This window comes from Shewanella dokdonensis, from assembly GCF_018394335.1.
Lineage (GTDB): Bacteria > Pseudomonadota > Gammaproteobacteria > Enterobacterales > Shewanellaceae > Shewanella > Shewanella dokdonensis.
On sequence record NZ_CP074572.1, the window covers coordinates 833,038 to 848,398 of the forward strand.

At 53.4% G+C, this 15,361-nt stretch carries 15 protein-coding genes; 1 reads left to right on the forward strand and 14 read right to left on the reverse strand.

Annotated features, from left to right (window positions below; genetic code table 11):
* Positions 1-3: 3 nt before the first annotated feature.
* From hydN to KHX94_RS04030, 14 genes are all read right to left on the reverse strand, one after another.
* Entirely contained in the window at positions 4-549 is a 546-nt protein-coding gene (hydN, locus tag KHX94_RS03970; protein WP_213682454.1) for an electron transport protein HydN, read from the reverse strand.
* A gap of 189 nt (positions 550-738) precedes the next feature.
* Entirely contained in the window at positions 739-1,242 is a 504-nt protein-coding gene (hycI, locus tag KHX94_RS03975; protein WP_213682455.1) for a hydrogenase maturation peptidase HycI, read from the reverse strand.
* The gene (locus tag KHX94_RS03980) at positions 1,235-1,639 is read right to left on the reverse strand and encodes a formate hydrogenlyase maturation HycH family protein (protein ID WP_213682456.1); all 405 of its coding nucleotides are present in this window, start codon (positions 1,637-1,639) and stop codon (positions 1,235-1,237) included. Before KHX94_RS03980 ends, hycI begins: the two co-directional genes overlap by 8 nt.
* Positions 1,636-2,409, reverse strand: a complete 774-nt coding sequence (locus KHX94_RS03985) for an NADH-quinone oxidoreductase subunit B family protein (RefSeq protein WP_213682457.1) — start codon at positions 2,407-2,409, stop codon at positions 1,636-1,638. Before KHX94_RS03985 ends, KHX94_RS03980 begins: the two co-directional genes overlap by 4 nt.
* Positions 2,406-2,954, reverse strand: a complete 549-nt coding sequence (locus KHX94_RS03990; RefSeq protein WP_213682458.1) for a formate hydrogenlyase complex iron-sulfur subunit — start codon at positions 2,952-2,954, stop codon at positions 2,406-2,408. Before KHX94_RS03990 ends, KHX94_RS03985 begins: the two co-directional genes overlap by 4 nt.
* 18 nt (positions 2,955-2,972) lie before the next feature.
* Entirely contained in the window at positions 2,973-4,652 is a 1,680-nt protein-coding gene (locus KHX94_RS03995) for a hydrogenase large subunit (RefSeq protein WP_283105010.1), read from the reverse strand.
* Between the two features lie 43 nt (positions 4,653-4,695).
* A complete protein-coding gene (locus KHX94_RS04000; protein WP_213682460.1) occupies positions 4,696-6,306 on the reverse strand; it encodes a hydrogenase 4 subunit F in 1,611 nt (536 codons plus the stop codon).
* Positions 6,307-6,311: 5 nt separating this feature from the next.
* Positions 6,312-6,962, reverse strand: a complete 651-nt coding sequence (hyfE, locus tag KHX94_RS04005) for a hydrogenase 4 membrane subunit (protein WP_213682461.1) — start codon at positions 6,960-6,962, stop codon at positions 6,312-6,314.
* 13 nt (positions 6,963-6,975) lie between these two features.
* Positions 6,976-7,734, reverse strand: a complete 759-nt coding sequence (locus tag KHX94_RS20980; protein WP_280529617.1) for a proton-conducting transporter transmembrane domain-containing protein — start codon at positions 7,732-7,734, stop codon at positions 6,976-6,978.
* The gene (locus KHX94_RS20985; protein WP_280529618.1) at positions 7,665-8,414 is read right to left on the reverse strand and encodes a proton-conducting transporter transmembrane domain-containing protein; all 750 of its coding nucleotides are present in this window, start codon (positions 8,412-8,414) and stop codon (positions 7,665-7,667) included. The genes KHX94_RS20980 and KHX94_RS20985 overlap by 70 nt, the downstream gene beginning before the upstream one ends.
* A 16-nt stretch (positions 8,415-8,430) precedes the next feature.
* Positions 8,431-9,381: a respiratory chain complex I subunit 1 family protein gene (locus tag KHX94_RS04015; protein ID WP_280529619.1), complete on the reverse strand. Its 951-nt coding sequence runs from the start codon at positions 9,379-9,381 to the stop codon at positions 8,431-8,433.
* Between the two features lie 10 nt (positions 9,382-9,391).
* Positions 9,392-10,393 carry a proton-conducting transporter transmembrane domain-containing protein gene (locus KHX94_RS04020; protein WP_213682462.1) on the reverse strand — a complete coding sequence of 334 codons (1,002 nt, stop codon included), beginning with the start codon at positions 10,391-10,393 and terminating at the stop codon, positions 9,392-9,394.
* Entirely contained in the window at positions 10,381-11,415 is a 1,035-nt protein-coding gene (locus tag KHX94_RS04025; RefSeq protein ID WP_213682463.1) for a proton-conducting transporter transmembrane domain-containing protein, read from the reverse strand. Before KHX94_RS04025 ends, KHX94_RS04020 begins: the two co-directional genes overlap by 13 nt.
* The gene (locus tag KHX94_RS04030; protein WP_213682464.1) at positions 11,330-12,037 is read right to left on the reverse strand and encodes a 4Fe-4S dicluster domain-containing protein; all 708 of its coding nucleotides are present in this window, start codon (positions 12,035-12,037) and stop codon (positions 11,330-11,332) included. Before KHX94_RS04030 ends, KHX94_RS04025 begins: the two co-directional genes overlap by 86 nt.
* Positions 12,038-13,255: 1,218 nt before the next feature.
* Here KHX94_RS04030 and KHX94_RS04035 point away from each other — a divergent pair.
* Positions 13,256-15,352, forward strand: a complete 2,097-nt coding sequence (locus tag KHX94_RS04035) for a sigma 54-interacting transcriptional regulator (protein ID WP_213682465.1) — start codon at positions 13,256-13,258, stop codon at positions 15,350-15,352.
* The last annotated feature ends 9 nt before the right edge of the window (positions 15,353-15,361 follow it).

Below are 15,361 nucleotides of genomic sequence, written 5' to 3' on the forward strand. Positions count from 1 at the left end.
AGCTTAAGAGTAGAGCTGTGCCCCGGCATCCAGTGCGGCGCGGCGGCGTTTTTCGGCACTCATGGCCTCAAGTTCATTGCGGTCAATACATTTGAGTGCTTTTGTCGGACAAACTTCGATACAAGCCGGCCCTTCTGGGCGGGTGTAACAAAGGTCACACTTGTTGGCCTGGGCTTTTTCAACCAAGACGTTAACGGCAGCGCCGGTATTGCGCACTATCGGATGCGTTACCACTTCCATTGCACCGTAAGGACAAGCCACTACGCAGGTTTTACAACCGATACAGCGGTCTTGCAGTACATGCACAAAGCCGAGTTCACGTTGGATAGCATTATTGGGACAAACGTTAGCGCAAGGAGCATCTTCACACTGGCGGCAAGCCGTTGCGGTGCTGATATCGATCCCTTTGACCACGTGGATGCGGGGATTGAAGTTTACAGCACTGAGCCCTGTCACATCCCCGTTGGGGCGATGAGCAACAGCGCAGGCGACCTCACAGGTGCGGCAACCTATACACTTGTTGGCATCAGCGAGAATAAAACGATTCATAAGACTCTCCGAGTTTCCACAGGCTTATGTTGCCTGCTATTACAAAGCACCTACACACTCATGGCTTTAATACATAAATCAAGCCAACTATTTTTCCCAATTAAAAACATAAAGTTACTAGAAATTGGTAGCACATTAGCGGCGTTTGACGACACTGTCGTCATGCCACATCGACAAAATTGTCGACTGTCAGCAACGCTCACCTTCGGCCGTCAGTTGCGGGATCTGCCGCCACTCGTCATCCGCGAGTTTCTGGTACAGCGCCGCCACCGCCTGACTGACAGGAGGCGTCATCGGATAACAAAAACCTACTATGTCGGGCTGAATGCCAATCATCACCACTTCATCCACCGCGTCACGCAAATCATCAATCAGATAATTGAGCGGCATGCTGTGGGTGCTCATCAGCATCATTTCGCCAATGCTGTCAGGATCTACCAGGCGGATTTCACCGGGATTAAGCCCCATTTCCGTGGCATCTACCACGACCAACAATTTTGGAGCCAGTTCGCGGATATGCACGGTTTCGGTTTCTGGGGCGCTGCCACCATCCACCACCTGCCAGCCATAGATTGGCCGATCGGCCAACTGCTGTGCCAGTAATGGACCGGCACCATCATCGCCCATCATGCTGTTACCCACACACAACAGCACCTTGGCTGTGCGTTCGGCGTCTGAACTAGCGTTAGTCATTGAGTCTCCTGACGATCAGATGAATTGCAGGTTCGTTCTGGATCATCTCCAGCATGGTCATCAGTTGATCGCGCCAGTGCAGGATCTCGTCATCAACATCACCGCGCATGGCGGCCAGCCCTTCGGCCAGCATCACCACATGAGTGCTGTTGATCACGATTTCACCGTACTTAGGAATGCCGGCCAATTTCTGGCGGGCGGGCTCATCAGGAATGGCATCCAGCCACTCCTGATAACGCGGTAACGGGCAGGTTAATGCGGGTTTAAAACAGTCAATCACCCCGAGGTGATGGCCGATGGCCAAACCGTAATACACCAGCTGTTGCGATTCAGGTTTGGCATCCTTGTCATCGACAAATTTCTGATTGAGGATGAAAAAGGTGACCGATTCGCTCATGCCCGTAGTGCTCCTGTAACCTGTTGTAATTGGTCGATGATCTCGCTCAGCCGTGGATCATTCTGCATGCTCAGATACTGCGCCACAGCGGTATTGCTATCCGGCGTTACTAGCAGTTCCAAATACTTATCGGCAATTTGCCGTCCGTATCGGTAACCCGCTAATTCACGCGCTTTACGCTCTACTACAACCCGCAACTGCGGTGCCACTTGCGGATGACGCAACTGCGCAGGATGACTGTCAATGGCCGAAGGTTCACGGGCGTGGATCTTCTGCTCTAACAATCCCAGCGCCATAGCGAAACCGTACAGGGTTGCCGCAGGTGTTGGTGGGCAGCCGGGGATGTAAACATCCACAGGGACAATTTTGTCAGTACCACCCCAAACACAGTAGAGATCATGGAAGATACCACCACTGTTGCCGCAAGCGCCGTAGGAAACGATGATTTTGGGATCCGGCGCAGACTCATAAGCTCTTAAAGCTGGTACGCGCATAGCGCGAGTAACCGCACCTGTGTACAGCAAGATGTCGGCATGCCGTGGCGATGGCACCACTTTGATGCCGAAACGCTCGGCGTCGAACAGTGGCGAAATGCTGGCAAAAATCTCAATTTCACAGCCGTTACAACCACCACAGTCGACGCGGTAAACATAGGCGGAACGACCGATGTTTTTCAGCAAAGACGCCTTCATCTTGGCGATGCTTTCATCCACGGTCAGTGGGATCGGCATGCCGTTAGCGTCACGTGTGTCTGGTAAAGTTAAGCTCATAGCACTGGCTCCCGTAATAACCGACTCAGGTTAATGCGCTGTGACTGGGTGATATTGTGTGCGCGTTTGCAATGCGGGCAGGTGTTAAGCTGCTGGTGCAGCGCTTCACGATCTTCGAACTGGCCGGTAGCCATCAGCAGATCTTCGGCATATTGCAGTTCTTTGGCGACGGCAAACGGCTTGCCACATTCCGTACAAGTTGCCAGCGGATATGCTGACTTTTGATACAGATCTTCTTTACGCCACACCGCCATCTGTACTTCTTGCGTCAGCACGATGGCATGGGTCGGACACACCTCTTCACAACGGCCGCAGAAGATGCAGCGGCCAAGAAACAACGACCATTCCTGCATACCGCTAACCAGATTGGTCTGCACGGTTAATGCATTGGCCGGACAGGCATTCATACAAGCAGCGCAGGCAATACATTGGGCGGGGTTCTGCTCCGGTTTACCACGGAAGTTTTTGTCTACCTCCGGCGGGGTCAACGGATCGGTGCCAGTAACCACTCCGGTCTGTAGCGCCTTTTTCAAATATTTCAGCATAATTGACTCCTTGGCAGACTACTTCAGTGGGGAATTGGTACGCTCGATGGCGTAACGTTCCACCTCTTTGTAGGACACGGTCTTGCTAGAGCGCTTGTTGACGTCAACAAAAGTGACGCGGTCAGTGCAGGAGTAGCAAGGGTCGAGGCTGCCGATGATCAGTGGCGCATCAGAGACGGTATTGCCCCGCAGCATGTAGCGCAGCGTAGTCCAGTTGGCATAAGTCGCCGCCCGGCAACGCCAGCGGAACAGCTTCTGGTTATCACCTGTCATACTCCAGTGGATGTCATCACCACGTGGGGCTTCGGTAAAGCCGAGGGCAAATTTATGGGGCTGATAGGTAAAGCCATCCACCTGCAACGGCCCGCCGGGCAGATTGTCGAGACCAAAATCGATCATATTGAGGCTGGTATAAACTTCATTGATGCGCACTTTGAGGCGCGATAGCACGTCACAGCCCTGTTCACTGTGAACTTTCATCGGCAACAGGCCATAGCCCACAAAGGGGTGATCGGCACGGGCATCACGGGCATGGCCACTGGCGCGCACCATAGGGCCAACGTTACTGAAATCACGGGCGATTTGCGGGTCAAGAATACCCACACCAACGGTACGTTCTTCCATGTTGGGGGTACTGAGCAACACATCGACCAGATCGTTCACTTCGCGGCGCATCTCCTGCGCCAGCTTACGGGTGGCGAGCATGTCATCTTTGAGCAAGTCACGGCGCACCCCACCAATCAGGTTCAAGCCATAGGTCTTACGGGAGCCAGTGAGGATTTCTGCCATCTTCATGGACACTTCACGCACCCGGAAAAACTGCATGAAACCGGAGTCGAAACCAGTGAAATGACAGGCCAAGCCGAGGTTTAACAAGTGGCTGTGCAAGCGTTCAACTTCCAGCAAAATAGCGCGGATCATCTGCGCCCGCGCAGGCACCTTAATCCCCAGCGAGTTTTCTACCGAGGTGGTGTAAGCGGTGCTATGGGCAAAACCACAGATGCCGCAAACACGGTCTGACAGGAAGGTCACTTCGTTGTAGCCCATACGGGTTTCTGCCAGTTTTTCCATGCCACGATGCACATAGAACAAGCGGTAGTCCGCATCGACAATGCGTTCACCATCGACAAACAGCCGGAAATGCCCGGGTTCGTCAGAAGTCACATGCAGTGGGCCGATGGGCACAATGCGGTTTTTATCATTGCCCAGTTCATTGATAAATGGATAGGTTTCGCGATCTGTGGTGGGGGCTGGACGCTGGCGATAATCCATGCTGTCTTTACGCAGCGGGAACAGATCTTCTGGCCAGTCATCTGGCAGCACCAAACGCCGTTCATCTGGCAGGCCAACGGGATGCAGGCCATACATATCACGGACTTCACGTTCGCCCCACACGGCGGCAGGCACCCGCGGGGTCACCGCCGGATATTCGAGAGTGTTGGCATCCACCAACACCTTCACCACAATCCAGCACTTCTCGCCCGCTTCCATTGACAGCACGTAATACACGCCATAATGGTCATTGAGCGTGCGTTCATCATTACCAAACAGCACGCTCAACCAGCCGCCCTGTTGGTAATACAGGTATTCCACCACTTCCGGCAATGACCCGGTTTTTACGGTAATGGTGACCTGATCCTGTGTCTGTCTTTCCTCTTCCAGAATGGCGTTGGGAAACTGTGCTCTGACCCGAGCCAGATAACCGGCAGCTTTATGGTCGGCATTGGCAACAGTGTTTTGATTAGTCACGGTACATCTCCTGCTGGGAAGGGGTTGATTGAGAAGCTGTGGTGTCGACCGCCGGGGTATTTGACATACCCGGCACAGACAACGCCCGTAGCTCGGCTTCGCCGGCTTTATCACCGTTCAGCACAATAGTGGTGGCCTGTTGTAGCAACTGTGTCACTGGCTGTGGAATATGTGTGCCCATCAGCAACATGAGCGCTAACAGCAACGCCAATGGCGCAGTGGTCAGCCAGCCGAGTTCACCTTTGCTGACATTGTCAGGCTGTTTGCCCAGCACTGACATCACCACCATGCGCACTAACCCGGCCAACACCACTGTCAGCAATGCCAGCAGCAGCAATACCAGCCACAGGTGCCCGGCATGGATACCGGCAGTCACTGTCATAAACTCACTGAGGAACACATTGAATGGTGGCATGCCACCGAGTGCCAATGCGCCGCCAGCCAGTAACGCGCCAGAGAGTGGCGCTACGCGCAGCAACCCTTTCACGGCATTCATGTCGCGGGTGCCATATTTCAGCAACACGTTACCTGAACCACAAAACAGCAGGGTTTTGGCCAAGCTGTGGTTTAAGGTGTGCAGCATGGCCGCCAGAATACCCAGCGGGCCGCCAATCCCTAACGCCACCGCAATCAGTCCCATGTTTTCCACGCTGGAATAGGCCAGCAGACGTTTCATGTCGCGCTGCACTAGGATAAGGAAAGCAGCGACCGCAACCGATAAGAAGCCAAACACCAGTAACAACCGTTGTGGGAACTCATTGCCAATGGCGGCGCTGATCAGGATGTAATAACGCACAATCACCAGCAGTGCACAGTTGAGCAATACGGCAGATAACAGCGCGCTGGTAGGGCTCGGCGCCTCACTGTGCGCATCCGGTAGCCAAGCGTGCATCGGGAACAACCCGGTTTTGGTTCCAAACCCAATCAGGATGAAGATAAACGCTAAATGCATCAGCGTGCTATCCAGTTCACCCGCATGTTGCAGCACTTCAGTCCAGAAGATCGCATCGCCAGGATTGGCCATCACATTAGCGGCATTGGAGTACACCAACACTGTACCGTAAAGGCCAAAAGCCACCCCGACGGTGCAGATAATGATGTATTTCCAGGCGGCTTCCAGTGATGACTGCTGTCCATAAAGCCCCACCAGAAATGCTGAACTGAGCGTGGTGGCTTCAATCGCCGCCCACATCACAATCAGGTTGTTGCTGGTGATCACTAACAGCATGGTGAACAGGAACAGATGGAAAAAGCCGTAGTAACTGCAAAGTGAGCCGACACTGACTTCACCATCGCCGACTTCGTGGTTCATATAACCGACAGAGTAGATGCCAGTGATAAAACCGACGATGCCAAGAATCGCCAGGAACAGCGCACTCAGGCCATCAAGATGCAGCCAGTTGTGGGCGGCAAGCAATTCGCCTTGACGATATACCGTCCACACGGCCACCAGTGCAGTCACCAACAGCAAACTGCTGCCGATAACATGTACCGTGGTAACCAGCTTTTGCGCGCCATTGCCTGACAACCGACAGGCAAACGCCAGTAAAGAGGTCAGCAATGGTATCGCCAGCAGGGTGATAAAAAGATCCAATGTAGCCATGTTGTTCACCCTTTCAATGAGATCAGTTTCTGAACATCCAGCGTGTTCATGGTGCGGTAAATCCGCCGCGCCATTAGCGCCATGATGATCACCGCGAAAATGGCGTCAGTGGCAATACCGATTTCCACCAGCTCCGGAGCACTATGTGCCAGCAATGCCAGCGTCAGGTGCGAACCGTTCTCCATCAGACAGTAACCAAACACCTGCTTGAGAATGTTGCGCTGACTGACAATGCACAGCAGCCCAATGAGGAAGTGTCCCAACGATACCGCCAACACAGGTTTCAATTCAGTCAGCATTGGCAATTGCACTGGTTGCACCGCAAAGTAGCTCACCAGCACAATCACCGCAGCAATCATGAACAGAGCCGCCGTACTGACGACACCGCCATCGGCTTTAGGATCGGCGAGTTTACAGAAAGCGCGATACATGATGAGCGGCACCAACACAACTTTGGTAATAAAGGAGCTGATGGACCATAGATACAGCTCATGGGCACCGAACATATTCGCCAAGGTGATGAAAATGCCCACCAACACCAGCGATTGCAGCGCGTAGAACCCGGCAGATAGCGTCGGCTTTTTCACGGCAATCACCAGCATGGAGGTGACAATCATCAGTCCGGCGAGGTTATTGACAAGCAAAGTTCCAGTCATATGATTTCCTCCCCTACGCCAGCCAGGTTGCCGCAATAACGCTGGAGATCAGCGACATCACAATCAACACCACCAGCACTATCTTCATCGACATTGGCACCGCTGAAGCGTTAGCCACCTCGGCGGAAGGCTCACCCGGCACGGTACGGCCGAACCACAGCAGCAACCAGGCAAAGCTGGCAACTGATTCAATCAGCGCAATGATCAGTAATGGCAATAACCACCAGTGCGCCTGACTCAACTCAAATCCCGCCGCAAACAGCGGGAATTTACTGAAGAAGCCGTTAAACGGTGGTACCCCGGCAATCGCCATTGCCGCCACGCAGAAGCCAATACCCAACAGCGGCATACAGCGCAACAAGCCTTTCAGCCGTGGCAACATACGGGTACCACAGGCATAGCTGATGGCCCCGGCCACCAAGAAGAACAGACTCTTGGCGTAAGCGTGGTTGAAGATGTAAGCAATACCGGCATCAAACGCCATTTTCGAATTGAAGATGGACATTGACAGTGCCAAGAAGATGTAAGACAACTGGGCGATAGTGGAGTAAGCCAGCAGACGTTTCATGTCTTTCTGCGGCAGATACATCAGGAAGCCATACACCATGGTGATGGTCGCCATGACCGCCCCAACCACCCCGATTTCATGGGGCACAGTGCCTGCCGACATAATGGCGCGAGCAAAGATGTAAACGCCCACTTTCACCATAGAGGCGGCGTGCAAATAAGCACTGACCGGCGTTGGCGCTTCCATCGCATCAGGCAGCCACATATGCAGTGGCAGTTGTGCTGATTTCCCCAAGCCGCAAACAAGACACCACCGAAGACCACTAGCTTGTCGGCATCACTGAGCTGACTGATAGCGGTGAGTTCAAAGGTGCCGGTTTTGGCAAATAGCCAAGCCGCCGCCAGATACAAACCGACAGACGCGATGTGAGTCACCAGCAAGGCTTTCAAGGCTGAACGCAATGACTTGGGATTCTGGTAGTAGCCAATCAACCCCCAGGAACAACCGCCAGTAATTTCGAAAAACAGCAGTTGTCCGAGAATGGTGGATGACAACGTCAACCCCGCCATCGCCCCAATGAACACCAGCAACAAGGCGTAATAACGGTTGCTGCCTTCATGGGGATGTTCCCGGTTACCGGTAGTGAGATAACCACAGGAGTACAGGCTGATCAGAAAGCCGAGAGACACCACGGCAAAACCAATCAACAGACTGACGCGATCCATCACAAAACCAAACAGCTGGGTATGCCCGTAACTGTACAGGGTGAACGTCACATCGGTTTTACCGCTGTCCAGATAGGCATAGGCCAGAGCCGCCATACCCAAAGTGGCCAGCAGCGCGAACAGCGTGCACAGCACTTTGGCGTGTCGCTGTGGCATCAACGCGATCAACAGTGCGCCAATAAACGGCAGCAGCATGGTCGCAAGCGCAATATTCTCCATAAGAATGCTGACTCCTTTATAGCCCGGTCAGATAGAACATGAACGCCAGCGCCGCAACGCCGAAGCCCATCCAGGTCACCCGTCCGGTCAACAGGAAACGACCACGGGCAAGCGTGTTTTCAATCACCGCCGCAATCACAAACACCAGCACCAGTTTGACCACAAAGGCCAAGGTTCCCAGCAGAATGCTGGCAAAGGTGAGGGTGTCGGCTTTGCCAAACGGCACAAAGATAGCGAGGAACAATCCAGCAACCACCACCTGTTTGAGGCTGAGGCCCCATTTCACCAGCGCCAGACCGGCACCAGAGTATTCAGATAGCGGGCCTTCTTGCAGTTCCTGCTCAGCTTCGGCCACATCGAACGGGATTTTGCCCATTTCGATAAATACCGCGAAGCCACAGGCCAGCAGCGCCATGGCAGTCGCAGTGGGTGCCGCCCATTGCTGTGATGCCAATGTGCTGCTGATGTTGTCGATATTGGTAGAACCCACTATCAGCGCCACCACCAACAGCCCCAGCATCAGAATGGGTTCCACCAAGATCCCCAGTGTCAACTCACGGCTGGCACCAATACCGGCAAAGGTGCTGCCAGAGTCGAGCCCCGCCAGTGAAAAGAAAAAGCGGAAAATGGCGAACAGATACAATAAGGTGATCACATCACCACCCGCCGCCATCGGTGATGCCTGCGTTACCAGCGGCAAGGTCATCGCCACCAGCAACATGGTGCCAAGCAGCACAAACGGCATTACCCGGAACACTCCGCCACAGTTGCTTGGTGCAACTTCCTGACGGGTCAGCAATTTCATAATGTCGCGGTATTCCTGCAATACACCGGGGCCTTTACGGCAGTGCATCCTGGCGCGGATCACCCGCGACAGACCAGACAACAGTGGCGACACGGCCATTAACAGCACCGCTTGCAGCAGACCTGCAATCAGTGCCAGTACCAAGGAATTTTGCATCATCATCCTTTACTCCTTAGGCCATGGTGACGATCAGCAGCACCACAAGCGCTGCGACCACATACAGGCAGTAGGCACGAAAATCGCCATACTGAATCCACTGCACCAGCCGACTGAGTCGTTGCACACCGTTCACTACCGGCATCACCAGATGTTCATCCCATACCGGTTCCACCTTGGCGGCGGCATCCGTAGTGGCATCCAGTGACCGTTGCAACATGGGGGCAGGGTCGAGTGTCTTACGCAAGCGATAGAGCGGTGCAAACAACACCCGCAACGGTTGCGCAAAACTCCCGGCAGACAGCGCCATCGGCGCTTCATAACCGTAACCACAAGCCCAAGGAGTACCTCGACGAGTGAAATGCAATCGATCACTGCCACCCTTGATGCTGTAGATAACCAGCGGCAACAACGGCAGCGCCAGCAGCAGAATGAACAACAGTGGCGTGTTGAGGCTGGTTTGCGCCGCATCCCCAGGGAAGACACTGGCACCACTGGCCATCGCAACGGCGGTGGTATGACTGAGTTGTGCGGCGATATTGGTGATCACCGGCGCAATGACAGACGCCCCAAGCCCTAGCAGCACACACAGGATTGCCAGTAGCCACATGGCACAGGTCATACTGAATGGCACTTCACGGGCATTGGCGGCTTTTTCACTACGCGGCGCCCCACAGAAGCAGATGCCATACACTTTGACAAAGCACATGGCAGCCAGCGCCCCGGTAATCGCCAACATGACGATGGCGGCGGGACCGGCCAGTTTTAGGCCCACACTGCCGTCGTGGCTCATGGTGAACAGGGACTGATAAGTGAACCACTCACTGACAAAACCATTCAGTGGCGGCAGTGCGGAAATTGCCATACAGCCGATGAGGAACGCCACTGCAGTACGCGGCATCAGCTTGGCAAGTCCTCCCATCTGCTCCATATCCTTAGTCTGCGTGCGATAGATAACCGCGCCCGCGCCTAGGAATAACAAACCTTTGAACAGTGCATGGTTGATCAGGTGGTACAAGCCCCCAGTAACCCCAGTAGCGCCAGCAGTGGGTGATGGGTGGCAATACCTATCATCCCAGCTCCCACCCCCATCAAGATAATGCCGATGTTTTCAACGGTGTGATAAGCCAGCAAGCGTTTGATATCGTGTTCGGCCAACGCATACAACACACCGAGCACTGAAGATACCGCCCCAAAAGCCAGTACCACTATGCCCCACCACACTTCGGTCGCGCCCAGTAAGTCAATGCCCACCTTGATAATGCCGAAGATACCTATCTTCACCATCACCCCAGACATCAACGCAGATGCATGCGAAGGTGCTGCCGGGTGAGCGCGAGGCAACCAACCGTGCAGCGGTAGCATCCCGGCCTTGGCACCAAAGCCAAAGAACGCCAGCAAAAACACCGCAGAGGCTTCACCCACTGGCAGATGCGCGTCACGGAAAGCAGCGAAATCCAAACTACCGGCATGGCGATACAGCAGGAAGAAACCTAGCATGATCAGCACGGAACCCGCATGCGCGATAAAGAAGTACAGCAGCCCGGCACTCACCGCTTCATCATCCTGCTCGGAGATCACCAAGAAGTAGGAACTGAGCGACATCGCTTCAAACAGCACAATAAAGTAGAAGGCGTTATCCACCGCCACCAGCGCCACCATGGAAGCGATAAACAGGTTCATGAAGAACCCCATCGCCCAGGCGCCTTTTCCGCGATATTCCTGCAGATAAGCAAATGAATACAGCGAAGTCACCACCACTAGCACAGAAATGACCAGCACCATAAACGCTGCCAGCATATCCAGTCGCAGCGTCAGATGGGCAAACGCCGCAAATGGCCCGGCGTAATCTGCCGTGATAACCGCGCCATCCAGCAACACCGGCAGCGCGGCAATGACACCACACACCCCGCCAACAAGTGATAGCCAACCGCTAGCACGAATCGCCAACGCCTCATGACGGCAAAGCAATAATGACAACAGGGCGCCAACCATATAGAGCGCCAACGAGAGTCCCAACCAGCTTAATGGCGTCATCATAATTTTTGCCCCCCTCAGTTGCAGCCGCACCAGTAGCAGACTGTGGCTGCCAGTTGCCAGCATTGGGCAGCGACGCCAACTGCCGTTTGCGTGCAGAAGCTTTAGCAAGCGCTTCGTCACTCACCAGCACAATGGCGCTCGTCGGGCAGGTATCGATACAGGCGGGGCCTTCTGGCCGGAAGCTACACAAGTCACACTTCACGGCGACCGCTCGGATCCCGGGGCGCCAGTCCAACAGAGGGCTGACAGCGCGAGGAGGACGAGGAGCCGGTGCCGCCAGTGGCGTACAGACATCCAATGGAATATCCAGTGGTTTGGAACCACTGAGGGTAATGGCACCGAACGGACAGGCGATAGCACACAGCTTACAGCCAATACACAGGCTTTCGTTGAGTACAATGGCTTTATCCTCACGGCGGATGGCGTTGACGGGGCACACTGTGGCACAGGGGGCGTCCTCACACTGATGGCACATCTGCGGCGCCGACTCTTCGGCACTGCGCACCACCACTAGTCTTGGCTCGGTCTGTAACCCTTGTAGCCGGTGTGCCTCTGAACACGCCGCCATGCAGGTATTGCAGCCGATGCACAGTTGCGGATCGGCAATGACAAAACGGTTCATATACTCTCTCTAAGCACTTCATCCCACCTTGAGCCCATTTCGTCACTTTTGACGACTTAGCTGCCACTGACAGATCTGTCGACACCTGTAACCATGAGCTAAAAACCGGGACAACTTCCCATGAAGCGGGGCTTTGCACCGTATCGGGACGATTTTGCAGGTCGTCTGACCTACATCCCGGCGAGCAATGCTCCGGTTAAGCGGTCACCCCAAACGGCTGACCAATGTCCCTTAAGAGCATTTTCTGCGCCAATTGGATAAATTATTTTTTAATCCTTTAATTTCATGTGGTTATATTTAATTAGCGATAAATTTCACGTTAGATTAAGCTTCGACATCTCACGAATTCGACAGTTGTGACACCGCTTGGTAACGCATGGTTAACCGAGTCACATGGCTGGCATTGTTTTTGCTCATGGTTTTTACGGATAGTTTTTACTGATGGTTTTTACGGACAGTTTTTACGTGATCGTTGCTGATAGTTTTTGCGGATGGTTTTGCATGGTCGTTGCTGCTGCAAGACTTCGCTGTGCGGCGGCCGGGTTAAACCTGGTGAGCTGTTATCCCTGAGCAACGACTGGCTCGGCGGTTAAAAACAGACATTCATATGGAGAATAACGGGCACAGCCGTTACCTAAGGCTCGTAGCCACGAGGGGCAACAAACAGTTGAGTGTTTGACCGCCTAAAATCTCCGTGGTACAGCGCCACACATGACTGGAAAAATTGCGCGGTTATCTGCATAGGGGGCAATAACCGCCAAATGGGTTTGTATTCGCCAATACACTGCGCTGCCAATTGGCATGACGGCTCGCCGTCCCGTTGGCAATCTATAATAACAAGGGCGCACAGCGCCTTAAGGAACGCTCTTCATGCAACATATGCAACGCCAAGGCTTCTGCCCTTTGCGGTACTCAGTACCCAGTTCAACCAACAAGCATCCAGCCATTTCGGGCCATAATGACCCAGTCACAACCGTCGCCCCCCCGATGTCTTGCCGTAATTCATAATAATCAGTGAGTTTGTGATACATACTGCAATTACGTCAGGAACTCCTGGGGAGTTTGGGAGCAGTCGCATTTTGACAGATGCGAGTATGTTTTAATAAATTGTCTGTCTTAGCGAACTGCATGGATGCGCTGCGTACCGGGTGAAAGCTGCTCAAGGCAACCGTGCCCCGGAACAATGGCCTTTATGTTGTTGTAATAGAACGTGGAACCATGGCACAGCGATTTCAATATCTTAGTGAACAGAAAAGCTGCCTGAGGCTGACGCATCAACTACTGGATCAAGCCAGTGTTGAAACTATGCTGCAAAGCCTGAATCAGCACTTTGTTGAAACAGGGTTACCTTATGACTGTTCGGTGCTGGTTGATGGCCCGATGGCAGCACCACGGCTTTATCTTCAAGCTGATGATGGTAACGTCTGTTGTTTTGACGAAGCCTCCTTATTACAAAATGGCCCGTTACGTATTGTGCAGGCCAGCAGAACCGTGCTGCATCTGAGTTGTGAAGACTATCGCCAGCGTTATCCGCGCTTGAGCGTTAGCATCCGCCCCCAAGCCTTTGGCGACTATCTAGCACTGCCGATTTTGAATCATCGTCGGCTGATGGGACTGCTGGAAATTACCCGCCATGATACCGATGCTTTTGATGATGACGACATCGCCCACCTGGAACTGGTTGCTGAGTCCATGGGCGTCGCCTTAGAACATTTGCAATCCCGTCTGGCTCTTAGCTTTGAGCAAGGGCAACTGTGTGAAGAGCGCGATGATTTCCATGTGTTGGTAAATGTCACCAATGCGGTGATCACCGAACGCAGCGTCGAATCCTTGGTAGATAAAATCGCCAGAGAAATTCACTGTTACTTTGGCATCAGCGCCATTAGCGTTTGTCTGCCAGAGACAGATCCCAACAATCTGACACTCTATAACGCCTTTTTTGTCCAGCCGGGGAAACCACAGGAAGCCCAAATTCATATCAGCGCCTCACGCAGTATCTGCCAGCAGGTGCTAGAAAGTGGCGAAATTCAGTTACGGCAATTGTCAAAAGACGAGCCGCTGGCCTGTAACGAAACTCAGCTATTTAACCTGTGGCCCGCCGAATCACACCTGTTGTGTCTGATCCCGATAAAATTTGCCGGACAAGTGCTCGGGGTGCTGAAACTGGCGCAGGCCGACGAAGCGTGCTTCAAAGGCTCGCGCTTACAACTGCTCGCACAAGTGGCCGAACGAACCGCCATTGCCGTAGACAACGCCCGCGCCTATCAGGAAATCAACCGTCTGAAAGATCACCTAGTGCAGGAAAACAACTATCTGAGTGAACAGGTAGAAAGTCTCAGCCATCAGCAATTTGATGAGATCATCGGCCGCAGCAAGTCCATTACCGAAGTCTTGAAACAAGTGGAACTGGTGGCAAAAACTGACTGTAGTGTGCTGTTGCTAGGCGATACTGGCACCGGAAAAGAAGTGTTTGCCCGCGCCATTCATCGTCTCAGTCCTCGCAATGGCAAGCGCATGATAAAAATGAATTGCGCCGCCATGCCTGCGGGGTTACTGGAAAGTGATCTGTTTGGCCATGAAAAAGGCGCCTTTACCGGTGCCAGCAAAGAACGCATGGGACGTTTTGAACTGGCCCATCAGAGCAGCCTATTCTTAGATGAAGTCGGTGATATGCCGCTGGAACTGCAACCGAAACTGCTCCGGGTGTTACAGGAGCAAGAATTTGAACGGGTGGGTGGCAATCGGCTGATCAACGTTGATGTGCGCCTGATTGCCGCGACTAACCGCGATCTGAAACAGATGGTGACTGACAAAGAGTTTCGTTCCGATCTGTTTTATCGTCTCAATGTTTTCCCTATCCGCTTGCCACCGCTAAGTGAACGCCGCGACGATATTCCACATCTGGCGAAATACTTTGTCTTCCGCGCCAGCAAACATATGGGACGAAACATCGACAGCATCCCATCACGGGTATTGAGGCAGTTGCAAGAGATGGACTGGCCGGGGAATATCCGCGAATTACAGAATGTCATTGAACGTGCAGTACTGCTAAGCACAGGTCATGTGCTGCAACTGCCTCCTGAATTGGGTCTATTCGAGGCCGAAGAGGAGTTACAGTTGACACCACATGAACCCAAACCACAGCGTAACGCCGAAGAGGATGATGAATATCAACGGATTATTGCCGTGTTGCAGGAAACTAACGGCATCGTCGCGGGGCCACGAGGAGCAGCACATAAACTGGGCTTAAAACGCACAACTCTACTGTCGCGCATGAAACGACTGGGTATTGATAAAGAAACCGCGCTGGTATAAGGCAAATCG